This is a genomic window from Pseudomonas carassii, from assembly GCF_036324045.1.
GTDB lineage: Bacteria > Pseudomonadota > Gammaproteobacteria > Pseudomonadales > Pseudomonadaceae > Aquipseudomonas > Aquipseudomonas peradeniyensis.
Window position 1 is genome coordinate 33252 of record NZ_JAZDCT010000043.1, and the last position, 14952, is coordinate 48203.

Annotated in this window: 13 protein-coding genes; 6 read left to right on the forward strand and 7 right to left on the reverse strand. The window is 65.6% G+C overall.

Going from position 1 to position 14952, the window contains the following annotated elements; all coding sequences use genetic code 11:
• Positions 1 to 3: 3 nt before the first annotated feature.
• The 4 genes from V0R62_RS23805 to V0R62_RS23820 are packed head-to-tail and all read right to left on the reverse strand — an operon-like array spanning position 4 to position 2835.
• Positions 4 to 738, reverse strand: coding sequence for an amino acid ABC transporter ATP-binding protein (locus V0R62_RS23805; protein ID WP_186734811.1), 735 nt, complete (start codon positions 736 to 738; stop codon positions 4 to 6).
• Entirely contained in the window at positions 725 to 1372 is a 648-nt protein-coding gene (locus V0R62_RS23810; RefSeq protein WP_330105468.1) for an amino acid ABC transporter permease, read from the reverse strand. Before V0R62_RS23810 ends, V0R62_RS23805 begins: the two co-directional genes overlap by 14 nt.
• Positions 1373 to 2038: an amino acid ABC transporter permease gene (locus V0R62_RS23815; RefSeq protein ID WP_330105469.1), complete on the reverse strand. Its 666-nt coding sequence runs from the start codon at positions 2036 to 2038 to the stop codon at positions 1373 to 1375.
• Between the two features lie 11 nt (positions 2039 to 2049).
• Entirely contained in the window at positions 2050 to 2835 is a 786-nt protein-coding gene (locus V0R62_RS23820; protein WP_028688746.1) for a transporter substrate-binding domain-containing protein, read from the reverse strand.
• A gap of 261 nt (positions 2836 to 3096) precedes the next feature.
• On the opposite strand from V0R62_RS23820, the gene V0R62_RS23825 reads away from it, so the two are divergent.
• On the forward strand, positions 3097 to 3795 hold the full coding sequence (locus V0R62_RS23825) for a FadR/GntR family transcriptional regulator (RefSeq protein WP_330105470.1): 699 nt from the start codon (positions 3097 to 3099) through the stop codon (positions 3793 to 3795).
• Positions 3796 to 3801: 6 nt separating this feature from the next.
• On the opposite strand, the gene V0R62_RS23830 is transcribed toward V0R62_RS23825, so the two are convergent.
• Both V0R62_RS23830 and quiC read right to left on the reverse strand, forming a co-directional pair.
• Positions 3802 to 4464 carry a TetR/AcrR family transcriptional regulator gene (locus V0R62_RS23830; RefSeq protein WP_330105471.1) on the reverse strand — a complete coding sequence of 221 codons (663 nt, stop codon included), beginning with the start codon at positions 4462 to 4464 and terminating at the stop codon, positions 3802 to 3804.
• A 236-nt stretch (positions 4465 to 4700) separates the two neighbouring features.
• Positions 4701 to 6608: a 3-dehydroshikimate dehydratase QuiC gene (gene quiC, locus V0R62_RS23835; protein ID WP_330105472.1), complete on the reverse strand. Its 1908-nt coding sequence runs from the start codon at positions 6606 to 6608 to the stop codon at positions 4701 to 4703.
• 505 nt (positions 6609 to 7113) lie between these two features.
• Between quiC and V0R62_RS23840 the strand changes: the two genes are divergently transcribed.
• On the forward strand, positions 7114 to 8487 hold the full coding sequence (locus V0R62_RS23840) for an MFS transporter (protein ID WP_330105473.1): 1374 nt from the start codon (positions 7114 to 7116) through the stop codon (positions 8485 to 8487).
• Here the strand turns inward: V0R62_RS23840 and V0R62_RS23845 are convergent.
• Positions 8484 to 9395: a LysR substrate-binding domain-containing protein gene (locus V0R62_RS23845; protein ID WP_330105474.1), complete on the reverse strand. Its 912-nt coding sequence runs from the start codon at positions 9393 to 9395 to the stop codon at positions 8484 to 8486. The two genes, V0R62_RS23840 and V0R62_RS23845, sit on opposite strands and share 4 nt — an antisense overlap.
• A 94-nt stretch (positions 9396 to 9489) precedes the next feature.
• On the opposite strand from V0R62_RS23845, the gene V0R62_RS23850 reads away from it, so the two are divergent.
• The 4 genes from V0R62_RS23850 (at position 9490) to V0R62_RS23865 (ending at position 14822) form a co-directional block, all read left to right on the forward strand.
• Complete coding sequence (locus V0R62_RS23850; protein ID WP_330105475.1) at positions 9490 to 10581, forward strand: tartrate dehydrogenase; 1092 nt, start codon at positions 9490 to 9492, stop codon at positions 10579 to 10581.
• Positions 10582 to 10863: 282 nt separating this feature from the next.
• Positions 10864 to 12462, forward strand: a complete 1599-nt coding sequence (locus tag V0R62_RS23855) for a BCCT family transporter (RefSeq protein WP_330105476.1) — start codon at positions 10864 to 10866, stop codon at positions 12460 to 12462.
• Between the two features lie 209 nt (positions 12463 to 12671).
• Entirely contained in the window at positions 12672 to 13793 is a 1122-nt protein-coding gene (locus tag V0R62_RS23860) for an aromatic ring-hydroxylating oxygenase subunit alpha (RefSeq protein WP_186715392.1), read from the forward strand.
• 57 nt (positions 13794 to 13850) lie between these two features.
• Positions 13851 to 14822 carry a PDR/VanB family oxidoreductase gene (locus V0R62_RS23865; RefSeq protein WP_330105477.1) on the forward strand — a complete coding sequence of 324 codons (972 nt, stop codon included), beginning with the start codon at positions 13851 to 13853 and terminating at the stop codon, positions 14820 to 14822.
• Positions 14823 to 14952 lie beyond the last annotated feature (130 nt).

Here is a 14952-nt window from a genome sequence, read left to right on the forward strand (position 1 = left end):
CCCTCAGGTCCCCGCCACCGCACCGATGAAGTTGGCCAGTTCCGCCGTGCGCGGCGCGGCGAACACTTCGCGCGGGTGGCCGGTCTCGTGTACCTTGCCCTGGTGCATGAACACCAGCTTGTCGCCCACCTCGCGGGCGAAGCGCATCTCGTGGGTGACCATGACCAGGGTCATGCCCTCCTTCGCCAGCTGGCGCACCACGCCCAGCACCTCGTTGACCAGCTCCGGGTCCAGCGCCGAGGTGATCTCGTCGCACAGCAGCACCTTGGGTGACATGGCCAGCGCCCGGGCGATGGCCACCCGCTGCTGCTGCCCGCCGGAAAGGCGGTCGGGGTAGGCGTCGATCTTGTCGCCCAGCCCTACCCGCTCCAGCATCCGCTCAGCCAGCTGACGTGCCTCGGCCCTGCCGGCCTTCTTCACCACCTGGGGCGCGAGCATCACGTTCTCGCCCACGGTCAGGTGCGGGAACAGGTTGAACTGCTGGAACACCATGCCGACCTTCTGGCGCAGCGCGCGCAGGTCGGCACGGCCGGCGTCGAGGTACTCGCCATCCACCTCGATCACCCCGTCGCTGATCGACTCCAGGCCGTTGAGGGTGCGCAGGAAGGTGCTCTTGCCCGAGCCGCTGCGGCCGATGATGGCCACCACCTCGCCCTCCTCGATGCTCAGGTCGACCCCCTTGAGCACGTGGTTGTCGCCGTAGTACTTGTGCAGCGCGGACACTCTAAGCAGGGGCATGCAGCCTCCTTTCCAGGTAACGGGCGCTCAGCGAGAGCGGGTAGCAGAGGATGAAGTAGCCCACGGCCACCAGGCCGTAGATCAGGAATGGCTCGAAGGTGGCGTTGGCCAGCATGCCGCCGGTCTTGGTCAGCTCGGTGAAACCGATGATCGAGGTGACCGCGGTGCCTTTGACCACCTGCACCGAGAAGCCCACGGTCGGGGCGATGGCAATGCGCAGGGCCTGGGGCAGGATCACATGGCGCAACTGCTCCAGGCGGCTCATGGCCAAGCTGCCGGCGGCCTCCCACTGGCCCCGTGGGATCGCCTCCACGCAGCCACGCCAGATCTCGGCGAGAAAGGCGCTGGTGAACAAGGTCAGGGCGATGGCCGCGGCCATCCACGCCGACACATCGATGCCGAACAGGGCGATGCCGAAGAACACCATGAACAGCTGCATCAGCAGCGGCGTGCCCTGGAACAGCTCGATGAACGCTCGCGCCGCGCCGCGCAGCAGTGGCCGGTCACTGATCCGCGCCACCAGCAGCATCAGCCCGCCGACGCTGCCGCAGGCGAACGCCACCAGCGACAGCAGCAAGGTCCACTGCAACCCGGTCATGAGGTTGCGCACGATATCCCATAAGGTGAAGTCCATTCAGCGTCTCCCCATCAGCAGGCGCTGGCCGATCCAGGCCAGCAGCTGGCGCACGACGATGGCCATCAGCAGGTACAGCAGCGTGGTCAACAGGTAGGTCTCGAAGGCGCGAAAATTGCGCGACTGGATGAAGTTGGCGGCGAACGACAGCTCTTCGGTGGCGATCTGTGAACACACCGCCGAGCCGAGCATGACAATCACGATCTGGCTCGACAGCGCCGGCCACACCTTGGCCAGGGCCGGTTGCACTACCACGTGGCGAAACGCCTCGAAGCGGCTCAACGCCAGCGCGGCCGCGGCTTCGAGCTGACCCTTGGGGATCGCCTGGATACCGGCGCGGATGATCTCGGTCGAATAGGCGCCCAGGTTGATCACCATTGCCAGCACCGCCGCCTGCCATTCGCTCAGGCGCACGCCCAGCGCCGGCAGGCCGAAGAAGATGAAGAACAGCTGGACGATGAACGGCGTGTTGCGGATCAGTTCGACGTACAGCCCGAACAGCGCGTCGAACGGCCGCAGGCGCCAGGCCCGGGTCACAGCACCGAGCACGCCGATGGCGACCCCGAGCACGGTGCCTACCAGGGTCAGCTCCAGGGTGAACAGCATGCCCCGCAGCAACAGGTCGCCCTGCGCCAGCACCGGGGCGAAGTCGAATTGATAGGCCATCGCTCAAGTGCTCAGAGGTCGGCCGGCAGCGGCTGCTTGAGCCACTTCTCGGCGTTGCGGTTCAGGCTGCCGTCGGTCCTGGCGGCGTCGAGGGTGGCGTTGACCTTCTGCAAAAGCGCCGGCTCGTTCTTGGCCAGGCCCACGTACACCGGCGAGTCCTTGAGCTTGACCTTGAGCACCGGCACCTTGGCCGGATTCTTCGCGGCGATGGCGGCCATCACCACGCTGCCGCTGGCGATCAGCTCGACCTGGCCGGACAGGTAGGCGGCAATGGTCGAGTTGTTGTCCTCGAAGCGCTTGATGATCGCGCCCTTGGGCGCCACGGCGCTGAGTTCCATGTCCTCGATGGCGCCGCGGGTGACGCTGATGGTCTTGCCGGCAAGGGCTTCGATAGCGTCGACCGGGGCCTCGGCCGGGCCGAACACCGCCAGGTAGAACGGCGCATAGGGGCGCGAGAAGTCGATCACTGCGGCGCGCTCGGGGTTCTTGCCCAAGCTCGAGATCACCAGGTCGACCTTGCCGGTGGTGAGGAACGGGATGCGGTTGGTGCTGTTGACCGGGGTCAGGGCCAGCTTGACGCCGAGCTTGTCGGCCAGCAGTTGCGCGGTGTCGATGTCCAGGCCGCGGGGCTTGAGGTCCGGGCCGACCGAGCCGAACGGCGGGAAGTCCTGGGGCACCGCGACCTTGAGCACGCCGCGGGCGGTGATGTCGGCCAGCGCGTCGGCCTGGGCCAGGGGCATTGCCAGGGGGGTGGCGCAGAACAGGGTGGCCAGGAACAGGGAGCGGAACGTCTTCATCGAAAGGCCTCGCAGGAGTCCGGAAAAGGGCTGCGATGCCAGTGCACGGGCCATGCCAGCCTTGGGCAAAACACCTGCGAGCGGCGTGCCGCAAGGCGCCGATCAGGTCTTACTGGTCTGAACAGTTGTGTCTTCGAAATATCCCGTGCCCCGCTTTCGCGCAACGACTGCAGGGCCTGCGCCAGGACGAGGCAAGGCTTGCCACGCCGTGCCGATTGCCCGTAAAAGGGAGGCCATCGCCCTCAGACCGGTCTGAACAGCATGCTCGCCACCGCCACGCGCCCCGTCCCGGAAATCGCCCTGCAGGCCATCCGCCAACTGATCGAACAGGACGGCTACCAGCCCGGCGATGCCCTGCCTTCGCAGCGCGACCTGGCCGAACGCCTGGGCGTGAGCCGGGCGTCGCTGCGCGAGGCGTTGTCGTCGCTCAGCGCCCTGGGACTGGTCAGCGTGCAACCGGGCAAGGGGGTGTTCGTCCAGGCTCCGGCCACCGGCAAGCCATCGCCCGGCGGCTTCGCCTGGCCCTATGCCGAACAGGTTTCAGCCGCCGACACCTTCCAGCTGCGCTACGCCCTGGAAGGCTTCGCCGCCGGCCAGGCGGCCCTGGCGTTGACCGCCGATGACCTGGACGCGTTGCAGGCCAATGTCGAGGCAATGGCCGTGGAGTTGCGCGCCGGGCGCTTCGAGGCCGCCGCACGCCTGGACTTCGCCTTCCACCAGCGGCTGCTGCAGGCCAGTGGCAACCGCGCGATGCTTCAGGTGATCACCGCCAGCCAGGACATTTTCCTGGAGAGCCAGAAGCTGCCGTTCATTCGCCCCGAGCGGGCCATGGAAACCTGGCAGGAGCACCGCAAGATCCTCCGCGCCCTCGCCCGCCGCTCCCAGGCCGGCGCACAACGGGCGATGCAGGAGCATATCCGCAACGCCGCGGCGCGCACCGGGGTGGTGTTCGCCGGTTGAGCGGGGTCAGGCCTTGATGTAGCGCATCACCGCCTCGCAGATCACCTGTTTGTGACGCTGCTTGACCTGCTCGTCGGCCAGGTCGATCTGGAAGATGTCGCCGAAAGTGTGGCGGTTCGACACCCGGTAGAAGCAGAACGAGCTCATCAGCATGTGCAGGTCGATCACCTCGATCCCCGGGCGAAACACGCCCTGCTCCACGCCTCGGGCGAGAATCTTGCCCAGCGCGTCGAGCACCATGCTGCTCATCTCGCGGATCACCGGCGACTGCTTGACGTATTCACCGTAGTGGATGTTCTCGGTGCAGACGATGCGCACGAAGTCGACGTTGTTGGCGTGGTGGTCGAAGGTGAACTCCACCAGGCGCTGGATCGCCTGCTCGGGCGGCAGCGAGTCGAGGTCAAGGCTGTGCTCGGTCTTGCGGATGTCGCCGTAGAGCTTGACCAGGCATTCGACGTAGAGCTGCTCCTTGCTGCCGAAATAGTAGTAGATCATGCGCTTGGAGGTGGCGGTGCGCTCGGCGATGGCGTCGACCCGGGCGCCGGCCAGGCCCTGCTGGACGAACTCGGTGATGGCGGCCTGGAGAATGTTCTCGCGGGTCTTTTCCGGGTTGTTCTTGCGCGATCTGCGCAGCCCTTCGACTTCAGGCTTGGCTACCGAATCACTCATACCGACTCACAGGCTCGTTATAGGAATCCGGGCGATTATCCGTGAGCCGGGCGGTGCAGGGAAGCGCGGTGTTGGTCGAAAGGTCAGGATCCAGAGGCCGTGCACGATCCCTGTAGGAGCGGCCTTGTGCCGCGAAAGGGCCGCAAAGCGGCCCCGGCGATATGTGCTCCAAACTAAAATCCTGGGGCTGCTACGCAGCCCTTTCCGGCCGGTCCGACGCCTCGGCAAGGCCGCTCCTACAACACCGCCGTGCGCCCCGCCCCGCTGCGCGCCTTGGCCATCGCCGCCAGGCGCACCGCCACGTTGGCCGCGCCATAGCCGGCGTAACCGCCCTTGCGCTGCAGGATCTCGAAGAAGAAGCGCCCCTCGAACGACTCGGTGTACACATGGAACAGCTCGCCACCCTGGCCATCGCGGTCATACAGCACGTTGTAGTACGCCAGCTCGCTGAGGAACTCGTCATCGAAGTCGAACCGCGCCGCCAGGTCGTCGTAGTAGTTCAGCGGGATCTCCAGCAACGGCACGCCGGCCTCCTTGGCCCGGGCCACCTCGCGGAAGATATCGTCGCAGTCGAAGGCGACATGGTGCACGCCCGAGCCGCGATAGCTGTCCAGGGCATGGGCGATGGCGGTGTTGCGGTTCTCCGAGATGTTCAACGGCAGACGCAGGCTGCCGCACTGGCTGCGCAGGGCACGGCTCTTGACCAGGCCATAGGGGTCGGGCAGCACCACCTCGTCGTCGGCGGTGAAATCGAACAGGCTCTTGTAGAACAGCACCCAGCTGTCCAGCGCCTCGGCCGGCAGCGCCAGGGCCATGTGGTCGATGCGCTTGAGCCCGCCGCTGGCCCGGGCGTTCTGGTCCAGGTGGAAGTCGGTGTCGTAGAGGCTCGGGCCGTCGGCGTCCGGCTCCACCAGGTACAGCAGGCTGCCGTCGGGGGCGCGCACCGCCGGGATCTCGCGTTCGTTGGGGCCGACCAGGCCACGGAACGGCTGGCCACGGTAGGCGGTGGCGCGCCGCAACGCGGCCTGGCCGTCATTCACCCGCAGCGCCGTGGCGCACAAGGACGGGCCATGAGCCTCGAAGAAGTTGTGGGCGAACGAGTAAGGCTCGGCGTTGAGCACGATGCTGATATCGCCCTGGCGCAGCAGGCGCACCGCCTTGCTGCGGTGTTCGCCGGCCTCGGCGAAGCCCAGGCGCTTGAGCCACACGCCCAGGCGCGCACCGACCGACTCGTCGACGGCGAACTCGAGAAACTCCACGCCGTCGTAGCCGCTCGCGGGCGGCGGCGCGAACAGCACGCCAGGCTCGGCGGCCCGCGCCTCACGCTCCAACTGAAGGCGCGTCTTCTCCTCCAGGTACAGCAGTGAACGCAAGCCGTCGGCGGCATTCTGCCGGGGCGGTGCCGCACGGAAGCCGTCGTTGAAGATCTCCAGCGACAGCGGACCGCGATAACCGGTGGCCAGGATCGGCGCGAGGAAACCCGCCAGGTCCATCTCGCCCTGCCCCGGGAAGCAGCGGAAATGCCGGCTCCACTCCAGCACGTCCATGGCCAGGATCGGTGCGTCGGCCATCTGCACGAAGAAGATCTTCTCGCCGGGAATATCGCGGATACCGCTGGGGTCGCCCTTGATCGACAAGGTGTGGAAGCTGTCGAGAATCACCCCCAGCGCCGGGTGGTCGGCCTGGCGCACCAGGTTCCATACCTGCTGCCAGGTGTTGACGTGACGACCCCAGGCCAGGGCCTCATATCCAATGCGCAGGCCACGGTCACCGGCGTGCTCGGCGAGCAGACGCAGGTCGTCCACCAGCAGTTGCTCATCGCCCAAGGCATCGGGCTGGACGTTGCTGCACACCAGCACCAGGTCGGTGCCCAGCTCCTGCATCAGGTCAAACTTGCGCTCGGCGCGGTCGAGGTTCTTGTGCAGCCGGTCACGGCGGCAGCCCTCGAAATCGCGAAACGGCTGGAACAGGGTGATCGCCAATCCCAGGTCCGCGCACAACTGGCGGATCTCGCGGGGGCTGCCGGCGTAGTACAGCAGGTCGTTCTCGAAGATCTCGACGCCGTCGAAACCCGCGGCGGCGATGGCTTCGAGTTTTTCCGGCAGGGTGCCGCTCAAGGAAACGGTGGCGATCGAACGGTGCATGGCGGGTATTCCTTGTTATTGAAGGAGACCGAGGCAGGTCCGGCCCTATCGCGGGGCAAGCCCGCTCCCACAGGTGTTGCGTTGTCCCTTGTAGGAGCGGGCTTGCCCCGCGAAAGGGCCAGCCCCGACAGCATCTGTCTGGCACGATCGATTATTCGCAGGTAAAGTCGCCCCGGCAATGCACTTTGTACGAAACAGTTAGTTTTTGTTCGATTACCGAACAAAACCCGTTCCGGCGAATTGATTCACCCACCCCCGTGAACAACCATGAACACCAGTCACAGGCCCCGCCGGCCCTTCTCGCTGCCACGCCGGTCATTCGGCGGGCCCTGTGCTGCAACGCCCAACGTCACCACATAATAAGTTCAAGAAAACGGGTACCGACCTATGCACACCTTGCTCGCCCTGCGATCCGCACCGCCGCGTTCGTCTTCTCCCTACAGCCCCGTTGCCGCGCCCTGCGCGCGCTGACCATCCGGCCCCTGACAAGAACAACGGAGACAACATGGCCCGCTCAAGCTCCCAAGCCAAGAAAGCCACCGCCAGCGGATGGATCGGCTCTGCCCTCGAGTACTACGACTTCTTCATCTACGCCCAGGCTGCGGCGCTGATCTTCCCGCAGATCTTCTTCCCGTCCACCGATCCGAAGATGGCCATCATCGCCTCGCTGGCCACCTACGGCGTGGGTTACCTGGCGCGCCCGATCGGCGCCTGCGTGCTCGGCCACTGGGGCGACACCCGCGGTCGCAAGAACGTGCTGCTGCTGTGCATGTTCCTGATGGGCCTGTCGACCATGGCCGTGGGCCTGCTGCCCACCTACCACGACATCGGCCTGCTGGCCCCGGCGCTGCTGGTGGTGCTGCGCCTGGTCCAGGGCTTCGCCGTGGCCGGCGAGATCTCCGGAGCCAGTTCAATGATCATGGAGCACGCACCGTTCGGCCGCCGCGGCTACTACGCCAGCTACACCCTTCAGGGTGTGCAGGCCGGCCAGGTGATGGCGGCGGCGGTGTTCCTGCCGCTGGCCTACTTCATGCCCAGCGAGGCCTTCAACGAGTGGGGCTGGCGCATCCCGTTCCTGATGAGCGCGGTGGTGCTGATCGCCGGCTTCATCATCCGCAAGGAGGTGCACGAGACCCCGGCCTTCGTCCAGGAGGAGAAACAGGACAAGGTCGCCAAGTCGCCGATCGGCGAAGCCTTCCGCCACAGCTGGAAGCACATGGTGCTGGTGATGTTCATGGCGTTGATGAACGTGATCCCGGTGGTCGCCACCATCTTCGGCGCGGCCTACGCGGTGCAGCCGGCCTACGGCATCGGCTTCGACAAGAGCGTGTACCTGTGGATCCCGGTGGTGGGCAACATCGTCGCGGTGCTGGTGATCCCCTTCGTCGGCAACCTGTCCGACCGGATCGGCCGCCGCCCGACCATGATCGCCGGCTGCCTGGGCTCGGGCCTGCTGGCCTTCGCCTACCTGTACGCGATCAGCATCCAGAACGTGCCGCTGGCCTTCGCCGCCTCGATCCTCATGTGGGGCATGGTCTACCAGGGCTACAACGCGGTGTTCCCAAGCTTCTACCCCGAGCTGTTCCACACCCGCTATCGCGTCTCGGCCATGGCCATCGCGCAGAACATCGGCACCATGATCACCGCCATGCTGCCGGCGCTGTTCGCCGCCGTGGCGCCACCGGGCTCGGAGCATATCTGGCTGGTGGTCGGCGGGCTGGCGTTCCTGGTCACCTGTGTGTGTGCGTTCGCCGCGTACCTGGCGCCGGAGACCCATCGACTGGCCATGGAAGACCTGGGCAACCCGCAGGCACGGCCGATGGCGCGTGAAGCGTATGAGGCCAGCCGCAAGAACAGCCCGAAAGCCTTCAGTCACTAAAACGGCAATTTATAGCGCTCGGCGAAGTACTGCCGGAAGAACTCCACCGCCACCCGCACCTTGGCCGAGCCGGCCAAGGGCGCGGTGTACACCGCCCAGATGTCCGCCGCCTGCTGGTAGTCCGGCAGCACCTGCACCAGCCGCCCCTCGGCGATGCTGTCGTGCACGTCCCACCACGAGCGCAGCAGGATGCCGCGCCCGTCCAGGCACCACTGGTGCGCCACCTCGCCATGGTTGCTCGACAGCCCGCCGGTCACCCGCACGCTTTCCTCGCCCTGCGGTCCTTCCAGGTGCCATAGCCCAAACGGGTGGTCGCGCTCCTTGATCACCAGGCAGTCATGGCTGGCCAGGTCCGCCAGCACCCGCGGCGTGCCATGCTCGGCCAGGTACGCAGGCGCCGCGCACAACACCCGGCGGTTGCGCGCCAGGGGCTTGGCGATCAGGTGCGGGGCGATCACGTTGCCCACGCGGATGTCCAGGTCGACGCCTTCGGCGATCAGGTCCACCAGGCGATCGTGCACATCCAGGCGGATGTCCAGGCGCGGGTAGCGCGCCGCCAGTTCCGACAGCGCCGGCGCCACGAAGCGTCGTCCCAGGCCCAGGCTGCTGGCGATGCGCAACTGCCCGACCGGCTCGCGCTGGCCGGCGTTGAGGTCGTCGTCCATGCGCTGCAGGGTCTCGAAGATCTGCTGCGCCCATTGATACACCCGCTCGCCCTCCTCGCTCACCGTCACCCGCCGGGTGGTGCGGTGCAGCAGACGCACGCCAAGGCTGTCCTCCAGCAGACGGATGCGCTTGCTGACGAACGCCGCCGACATACCGCGCTCGTCTGCCACCGCGGCAAAGCTGGCGCGGCGGGCCACCTGCAGGAAGATGTCGAGGTCGTCCAGGTTCGGCAGATTATTCACGATTCGTGCACCAAGAATTGATGGATTGCCGGATTATCTCCGAAGCACAGCCTTATAGCATGGCCGCATCTTCCCTGAACACGAGAGGCGCACCATGACCAAGACCTTCAAGATCGCCGCCATCCCCGGTGACGGCATTGGCAACGAAGTCCTCCCCGAAGGCCTGCGCGTGGTCGAGGCCGCCGCCCGCAAGCACGGCCTGAACCTTGAGTTCGAGTTCTTCGAGTGGGCCAGCTGCGACTACTACCTGGCTCACAGCAAGATGATGCCCGACGACTGGTTCGACCAGCTCAAGGCCTTCGACGCCCTGTACTTCGGCGCCGTCGGCTGGCCGGACAAGGTCCCGGACCATATCTCGCTGTGGGGATCCTTGCTCAAGTTCCGCCGCGATTTCGACCAGTACGTGAACATCCGCCCGGTGCGCCTGTTCCCCGGCGTGCCCTGCCCGCTGGCAAACAAGCAGCCCGGCGACATCGACTTCGTGGTGATCCGCGAGAACACCGAGGGTGAATATTCGTCCCTGGGCGGGCGCATGTTCGAAGGCACCGACAACGAGTTCGTGCTGCAGGAGTCGGTGTTCACCCGCCGTGGCGTGGACCGCATCCTCAAGTACGCCTTCGACGTGGCGCAGACCCGCGAGCGCAAGCACGTCACCTCGGCAACCAAGTCCAACGGCATGGCCGTGAGCATGCCCTACTGGGACGAGCGCACCGCCGCCATGGCCGCCCACTACCCCGAGATCAGCTGGGACAAGCAGCACATCGACATCCTCTGCGCCCGTTTCGTGCTGCAGCCGGAACGCTTCGACGTGGTGGTGGCCTCCAACCTGTTCGGCGACATCCTCTCGGACCTCGGCCCGGCCTGCGCCGGTACCATCGGCATCGCGCCGTCGGCCAACCTCAACCCCGAGCGCAAGTTCCCGTCGCTGTTCGAGCCGGTGCACGGTTCGGCGCCGGACATCTACGGCAAGAACATTGCCAACCCGATCGCGATGATCTGGTCCGGCGCGCTGATGCTCGAGTTCCTCGGCCAGGCTGACAACGACGCCCGCTACCAGGCGGCCCATGACGACATCCTCAAGGCCATCGAGACAGTGATCGCCAACGGCGACACCACCCGCGACATGGGTGGCAGCCGCTCGACCCAGGAAGTGGGCAAGGCCATCGCCGAGCTGCTCGGGGCCTGAGTCGGCGTCAGGTCATCGCGGGGCAAGCCCGCTCCCACAAAGAAGCGATGCGTCTTTCTGTGCGTGGGAGCGGACTTGCCCCGCGATAGCGCCAGCCCAGACAACACCCAACCATCCGGATTGTCCGACGATCCTATTGCCACCCACTTCGATTCAATGCAGAATCTGTAAACCAAAAGATACTTGTTACCTAATGGTTAACAAAAAGGAAAACCCAGCCTCGATACGGACTTCCCCAACGCCTGACGCCTACTACAAAAAAAATGCTCCAGGAGACAATTGATGTCCCCCAATAACAAAAAGATCGACGTGTTCCTGATCGCCGTGAGCCTGTTGGCCGTGCTGCTCACCGTGATCGGCCTTGCTGCCTTCCCCGCCCAGGCCGAAAGCCTGGCCAACCAGCTGTTCGAGGTGGCCACCCGCACCTTCGGCACCAGCGTCCAGGTACTGGTGTTCGGCAGTTCCCTGGCCGTGCTGTACCTGGCCTTCAGCAAATACGGCAACATCCGCCTGGGCGCCGGCAAGCCGGAGTATTCCACCACCACCTGGGTGTTCATGTTCATCTGCGCCGGCATGGGTTCCTCGACCCTGTACTGGGGCGTGATGGAATGGGCCTACTACTACCAGACCCCGGGCCTGAACATCGCGCCGATGTCGGCCAAGGCCCTGGAGTACAGCGTCAGCTACTCGTTCTTCCACTGGGGCATCAGCGCCTGGTCGATCTACGCCCTGGCCTCCCTGGCCATGGCCTATCACTTCCACGTGCGCAAGAAGAGCGGCCTGAACCTGGCCTCGATCATCGAGGCGGTCACCGGCTTCAAGGCCACCGGCCCCGTCGGACGCGCCGTCGACCTGATCTTCCTGCTGACCATGATGGGCGCACTGACCGTGTCGCTGGCGCTCACCGCCTCGACCCTGACCCGTGGCCTTGCCGACCTGGCCGGCACCCCCAACACCTTCACCGTGCAACTGCTGGTGATCGGTGCGGTGGCGCTGCTGTTCTCGCTGAGTTCGTACATCGGCATCGACGGCGGCCTGCAGCGCCTGTCGAAGATGGTCTGCATCGGCGCTCTGGTGTTTGCCGCCATCGTCCTGCTGGTCGGCCCGACCCAGTTCACCCTGAACAACACCGCCAACTCCATCGGCCTGATGCTGCAGCACTACGTGCAGATGAGCCTGTTCACCGACCCGGCCGGCGACGGCGCCTTCACCCGTAACTGGACGGTGTTCTACTGGCTGTGGTGGGTGTCCTACGCGCCGGGCGTGGCCATGTTCGTCGCCCGCGTCTCGCGTGGCCGGCTGATCAAGGAAGTGGTGTTCGCCCTGTTGCTGGGCGGCAGCTTCGGTTGCTGGTTCTTCTTCGGCGCGCTGGAAAGCTACAGCATGCACCAGTTCATCAACGGCCAGATCGACGTGCCCAAGCTACTCGGCACCCTCGGTGGCGAAGCGGCGGTGACCGACCTCTTGCTGGCCCTGCCGTGGGGCACGCTGTTCCTCGCCGCGTACCTGTTCATCATGGCGGTGTTCTGCGCCTCGCACATGGACGCCGCCGCCTACGCCGTGGCCGCCACCAGCACCCGCAACCTGCGCGAGGGCGAGGACCCGAGCCCGACCCTGCGCCTGTTCTGGTGCGTGGTGCTGACCCTGGTGCCACTGGCCATGCTGTTCGCCAAGGCTTCGCTGTCGACCATGAAGACCGCCGTGGTGCTCACCGCGATCCCGTTCATGGTGATCCTGCTGGTGAAGATCTACGGCTTCTTCAAGTGGCTGGCGGCCGACTACGGCCAGGTGCCGGCGTACCGTATCGAGGAAGAGGCTACCCGCCTGGCGGGTGAGGAACCCCAAGAGCAAGCGCCTCGCAGCGCGGCAGTGGTGCATTGACCATGTAGGAGCGGCCTTGTGCCGCGAAAGGGCCGCAGCGCGGCCCCTGTGCTTCAGCGATCCCGCCAATATTGCCGGGGCTGCTGCGCAGCCCTTTCGCGGCACAAGGCCGCTCCTACAGGAATCAGCGTCACGCAGCAGTACAAAAAATTTTGTCCAGCTTGTTAACCATCAGATACGCGTTAACCAATAAGAACCGAGATAGAGCCATGAACGATTTCAAACGCCTGCCCGCCGACTTCTGCGCCAACCCCGAAGAGGCCTTCACCCTTCCGGCCACGTTCTACACCCAGGCCGCGGTGTTCGAACACGAAAAGGAAGCGATCTTCGCCCGCAGCTGGATCTGCGTCGGCCACCGCAGCGAAGTCGCCGAGAAGAACGCCTACATCACCCGCCAGGTGATCGGTGAGAGCATCATCGTCGTGCGTGGCCGCGACGACGTGCTGCGTGCGTTCTACAACGTCTGCCCGCACCGCGGCCACCAACTGCTCGAAGGCAGCGGCAAGGCCAAGAACGTCATCACCTGCCCGTACCACGCCTGGACCTTCAAGCTCGACGGCGAACTGGCCCACGCGCGCAACTGCGAGAACGTGGCCAACTTCGACAAGGACAACTCCACCCTGGTGCAGTTGCGCGTCGAAGAGTACGCCGGCTTCATCTTCATCAACATGGACAACGACGCCGGTTCCGTCGAAGACCAGCTGCCCGGCATGCAAAAACGCATGCGCGAGGCCTGCGCGGTGATCGACGACCTGCACCTGGCCGCACGCTTCGTCAGCGACACCCCGGCCAACTGGAAGTCGATCGTCGACAACTACCTCGAGTGCTACCACTGCGCCCCGGCCCACCCCGGCTTCTCCGACTCGGTGGACGTCGGCCAGTACAGCCACAGCCTGCACGGCAACTGGACCTTGCAGTACGGCCTGGCCAAGCCGTCGGAGCAGTCGTTCAAGTTCGATGAAACGGTCAAGGATCCGTCCTTTGCCGGCTTCTGGGCCTGGCCGTGCACCATGTTCAACGTACCGCCAGGGGCCAACTTCATGACCGTGATCTACGAGTTCCCGGTCGATGCCGAAACCACCCTGCAGCACTACGACATCTACTTCCTCAACAAGGACCTCAGCGAGGAGCAGCACAAGCTGATCGACTGGTACCGCGAGGTGTTCCGCCCCGAGGACCTGCGCCTGGTCGAAAGCGTGCAGAAGGGCCTGAAGTCCCGCGGCTACCGTGGCCAGGGCCGGATCATGGTCGATTCGCAGCGCAGCGGCGTGAGCGAGCACGGCATCGCCCACTTCCACAACCTGATCGCCGTCGCCCACCTGGACGACTGAACACGCTCCCCACCCCGCGCCAGGGCCTGGCGCGGGGCTTCGTTGTCGAGGTACGCCATGGCCAAGCAATACGAAATGTTCAAGGTGCGCGTGACCGGCGTGGAACAATCCACGCCGCAGATCAAGCGCTTCACCCTGGCCCGCGCCGACGGCGCCGCCCTGCCCGCCTTCAGCGGCGGCAGCCACGTCATCGTGCAGATGCAGTCGGCCTGCGGCAGCCAGTTCAGCAATGCCTACTCGCTGATGAGCGACCCGCGCCAGTTGCACAGCTACCAGATCGGCGTGCGCCTGGAGGAGCAGTCCAAGGGCGGTTCGGCGTTCATGCACCAGCAGGTCGAGGTGGGCAGCGAGCTGACCATTTCCACCCCCAACAACCTGTTCGCCCTCGACCCAAGCGCCGGGCGCCATGTGCTGATCGCCGGCGGCATCGGCATCACCCCGTTCCTGGCGCAGCTGCACGAGCTCGAAGGCGGCAGCACCCCCTACGAGCTGCACTACGCCTTCCGCGCCCCCGAGCACGGCGCCTTCCAGGGCGACCTGGCGCAAGGCCCGCATGCCGGCAACACCCGCTTCTATATCGACAGTCTGGGGCGCAAGCTCGACCTCGCCGCGCTGTGCGCGGGGCTCACCGATGACGCCCATCTCTATGTGTGCGGACCCAAGCCGCTGATCGACGCGGTGATCGCCAGCGCCGCCGCCGCCGGCATCGCCGAGTCCCGCGTGCATTGGGAACAGTTCGCCGCCGCGCCGGCTGCAGGCTCGGCGTTCACCGTGGTATTGGCGCGCTCCGGCACCGAACTGGCCGTCGAGGAAGGCATGACCATTCTCCAGGCCATCGAGAAATCCAAGGCCGCCAAGGTCGAGTGCCTGTGCCGCGAAGGCGTGTGTGGCACCTGCGAGACGGCGATCCTCGAAGGCGAGGCCGAGCATTTCGACCAGTACCTGAGCGACGAGGAGAAAGCCTCGCAACAGACCATGATGCTGTGCGTCTCGCGGGCGCGCTCGGCGCGCCTGGTGCTGGATCTCTGAGCCTCGGCGGCGGATCACCTGCCCGCGCGGATTCGCCGGTGAAAGGTAACTGAATACTGCCAATAAGCGCTGAAAAGGAAAATCAGAGAAACGTCCTACGCGGATTTAGGAAGCCCTGTCGACCACCCAG

What these genes read in the sequence shown, in the direction of transcription:
- V0R62_RS23805 (WP_186734811.1), bottom strand. Translation starts at nt 738, where the DNA reads ATGCCCCTGCTTAGAGTGTCCGCGCTGCACAAGTACTACGGCGACAAC.
- quiC (WP_330105472.1), bottom strand. Translation starts at nt 6,608, where the DNA reads ATGCACCGTTCGATCGCCACCGTTTCCTTGAGCGGCACCCTGCCGGAA.
- V0R62_RS23810 (WP_330105468.1), bottom strand. Translation starts at nt 1,372, where the DNA reads ATGGACTTCACCTTATGGGATATCGTGCGCAACCTCATGACCGGGTTG.
- V0R62_RS23825 (WP_330105470.1), top strand. Translation starts at nt 3,097, where the DNA reads ATGCTCGCCACCGCCACGCGCCCCGTCCCGGAAATCGCCCTGCAGGCC.
- V0R62_RS23855 (WP_330105476.1), top strand. Translation starts at nt 10,864, where the DNA reads ATGTCCCCCAATAACAAAAAGATCGACGTGTTCCTGATCGCCGTGAGC.
- V0R62_RS23815 (WP_330105469.1), bottom strand. Translation starts at nt 2,038, where the DNA reads ATGGCCTATCAATTCGACTTCGCCCCGGTGCTGGCGCAGGGCGACCTG.
- V0R62_RS23820 (WP_028688746.1), bottom strand. Translation starts at nt 2,835, where the DNA reads ATGAAGACGTTCCGCTCCCTGTTCCTGGCCACCCTGTTCTGCGCCACC.
- V0R62_RS23865 (WP_330105477.1), top strand. Translation starts at nt 13,851, where the DNA reads ATGGCCAAGCAATACGAAATGTTCAAGGTGCGCGTGACCGGCGTGGAA.
- V0R62_RS23850 (WP_330105475.1), top strand. Translation starts at nt 9,490, where the DNA reads ATGACCAAGACCTTCAAGATCGCCGCCATCCCCGGTGACGGCATTGGC.
- V0R62_RS23860 (WP_186715392.1), top strand. Translation starts at nt 12,672, where the DNA reads ATGAACGATTTCAAACGCCTGCCCGCCGACTTCTGCGCCAACCCCGAA.
- V0R62_RS23840 (WP_330105473.1), top strand. Translation starts at nt 7,114, where the DNA reads ATGGCCCGCTCAAGCTCCCAAGCCAAGAAAGCCACCGCCAGCGGATGG.
- V0R62_RS23830 (WP_330105471.1), bottom strand. Translation starts at nt 4,464, where the DNA reads ATGAGTGATTCGGTAGCCAAGCCTGAAGTCGAAGGGCTGCGCAGATCG.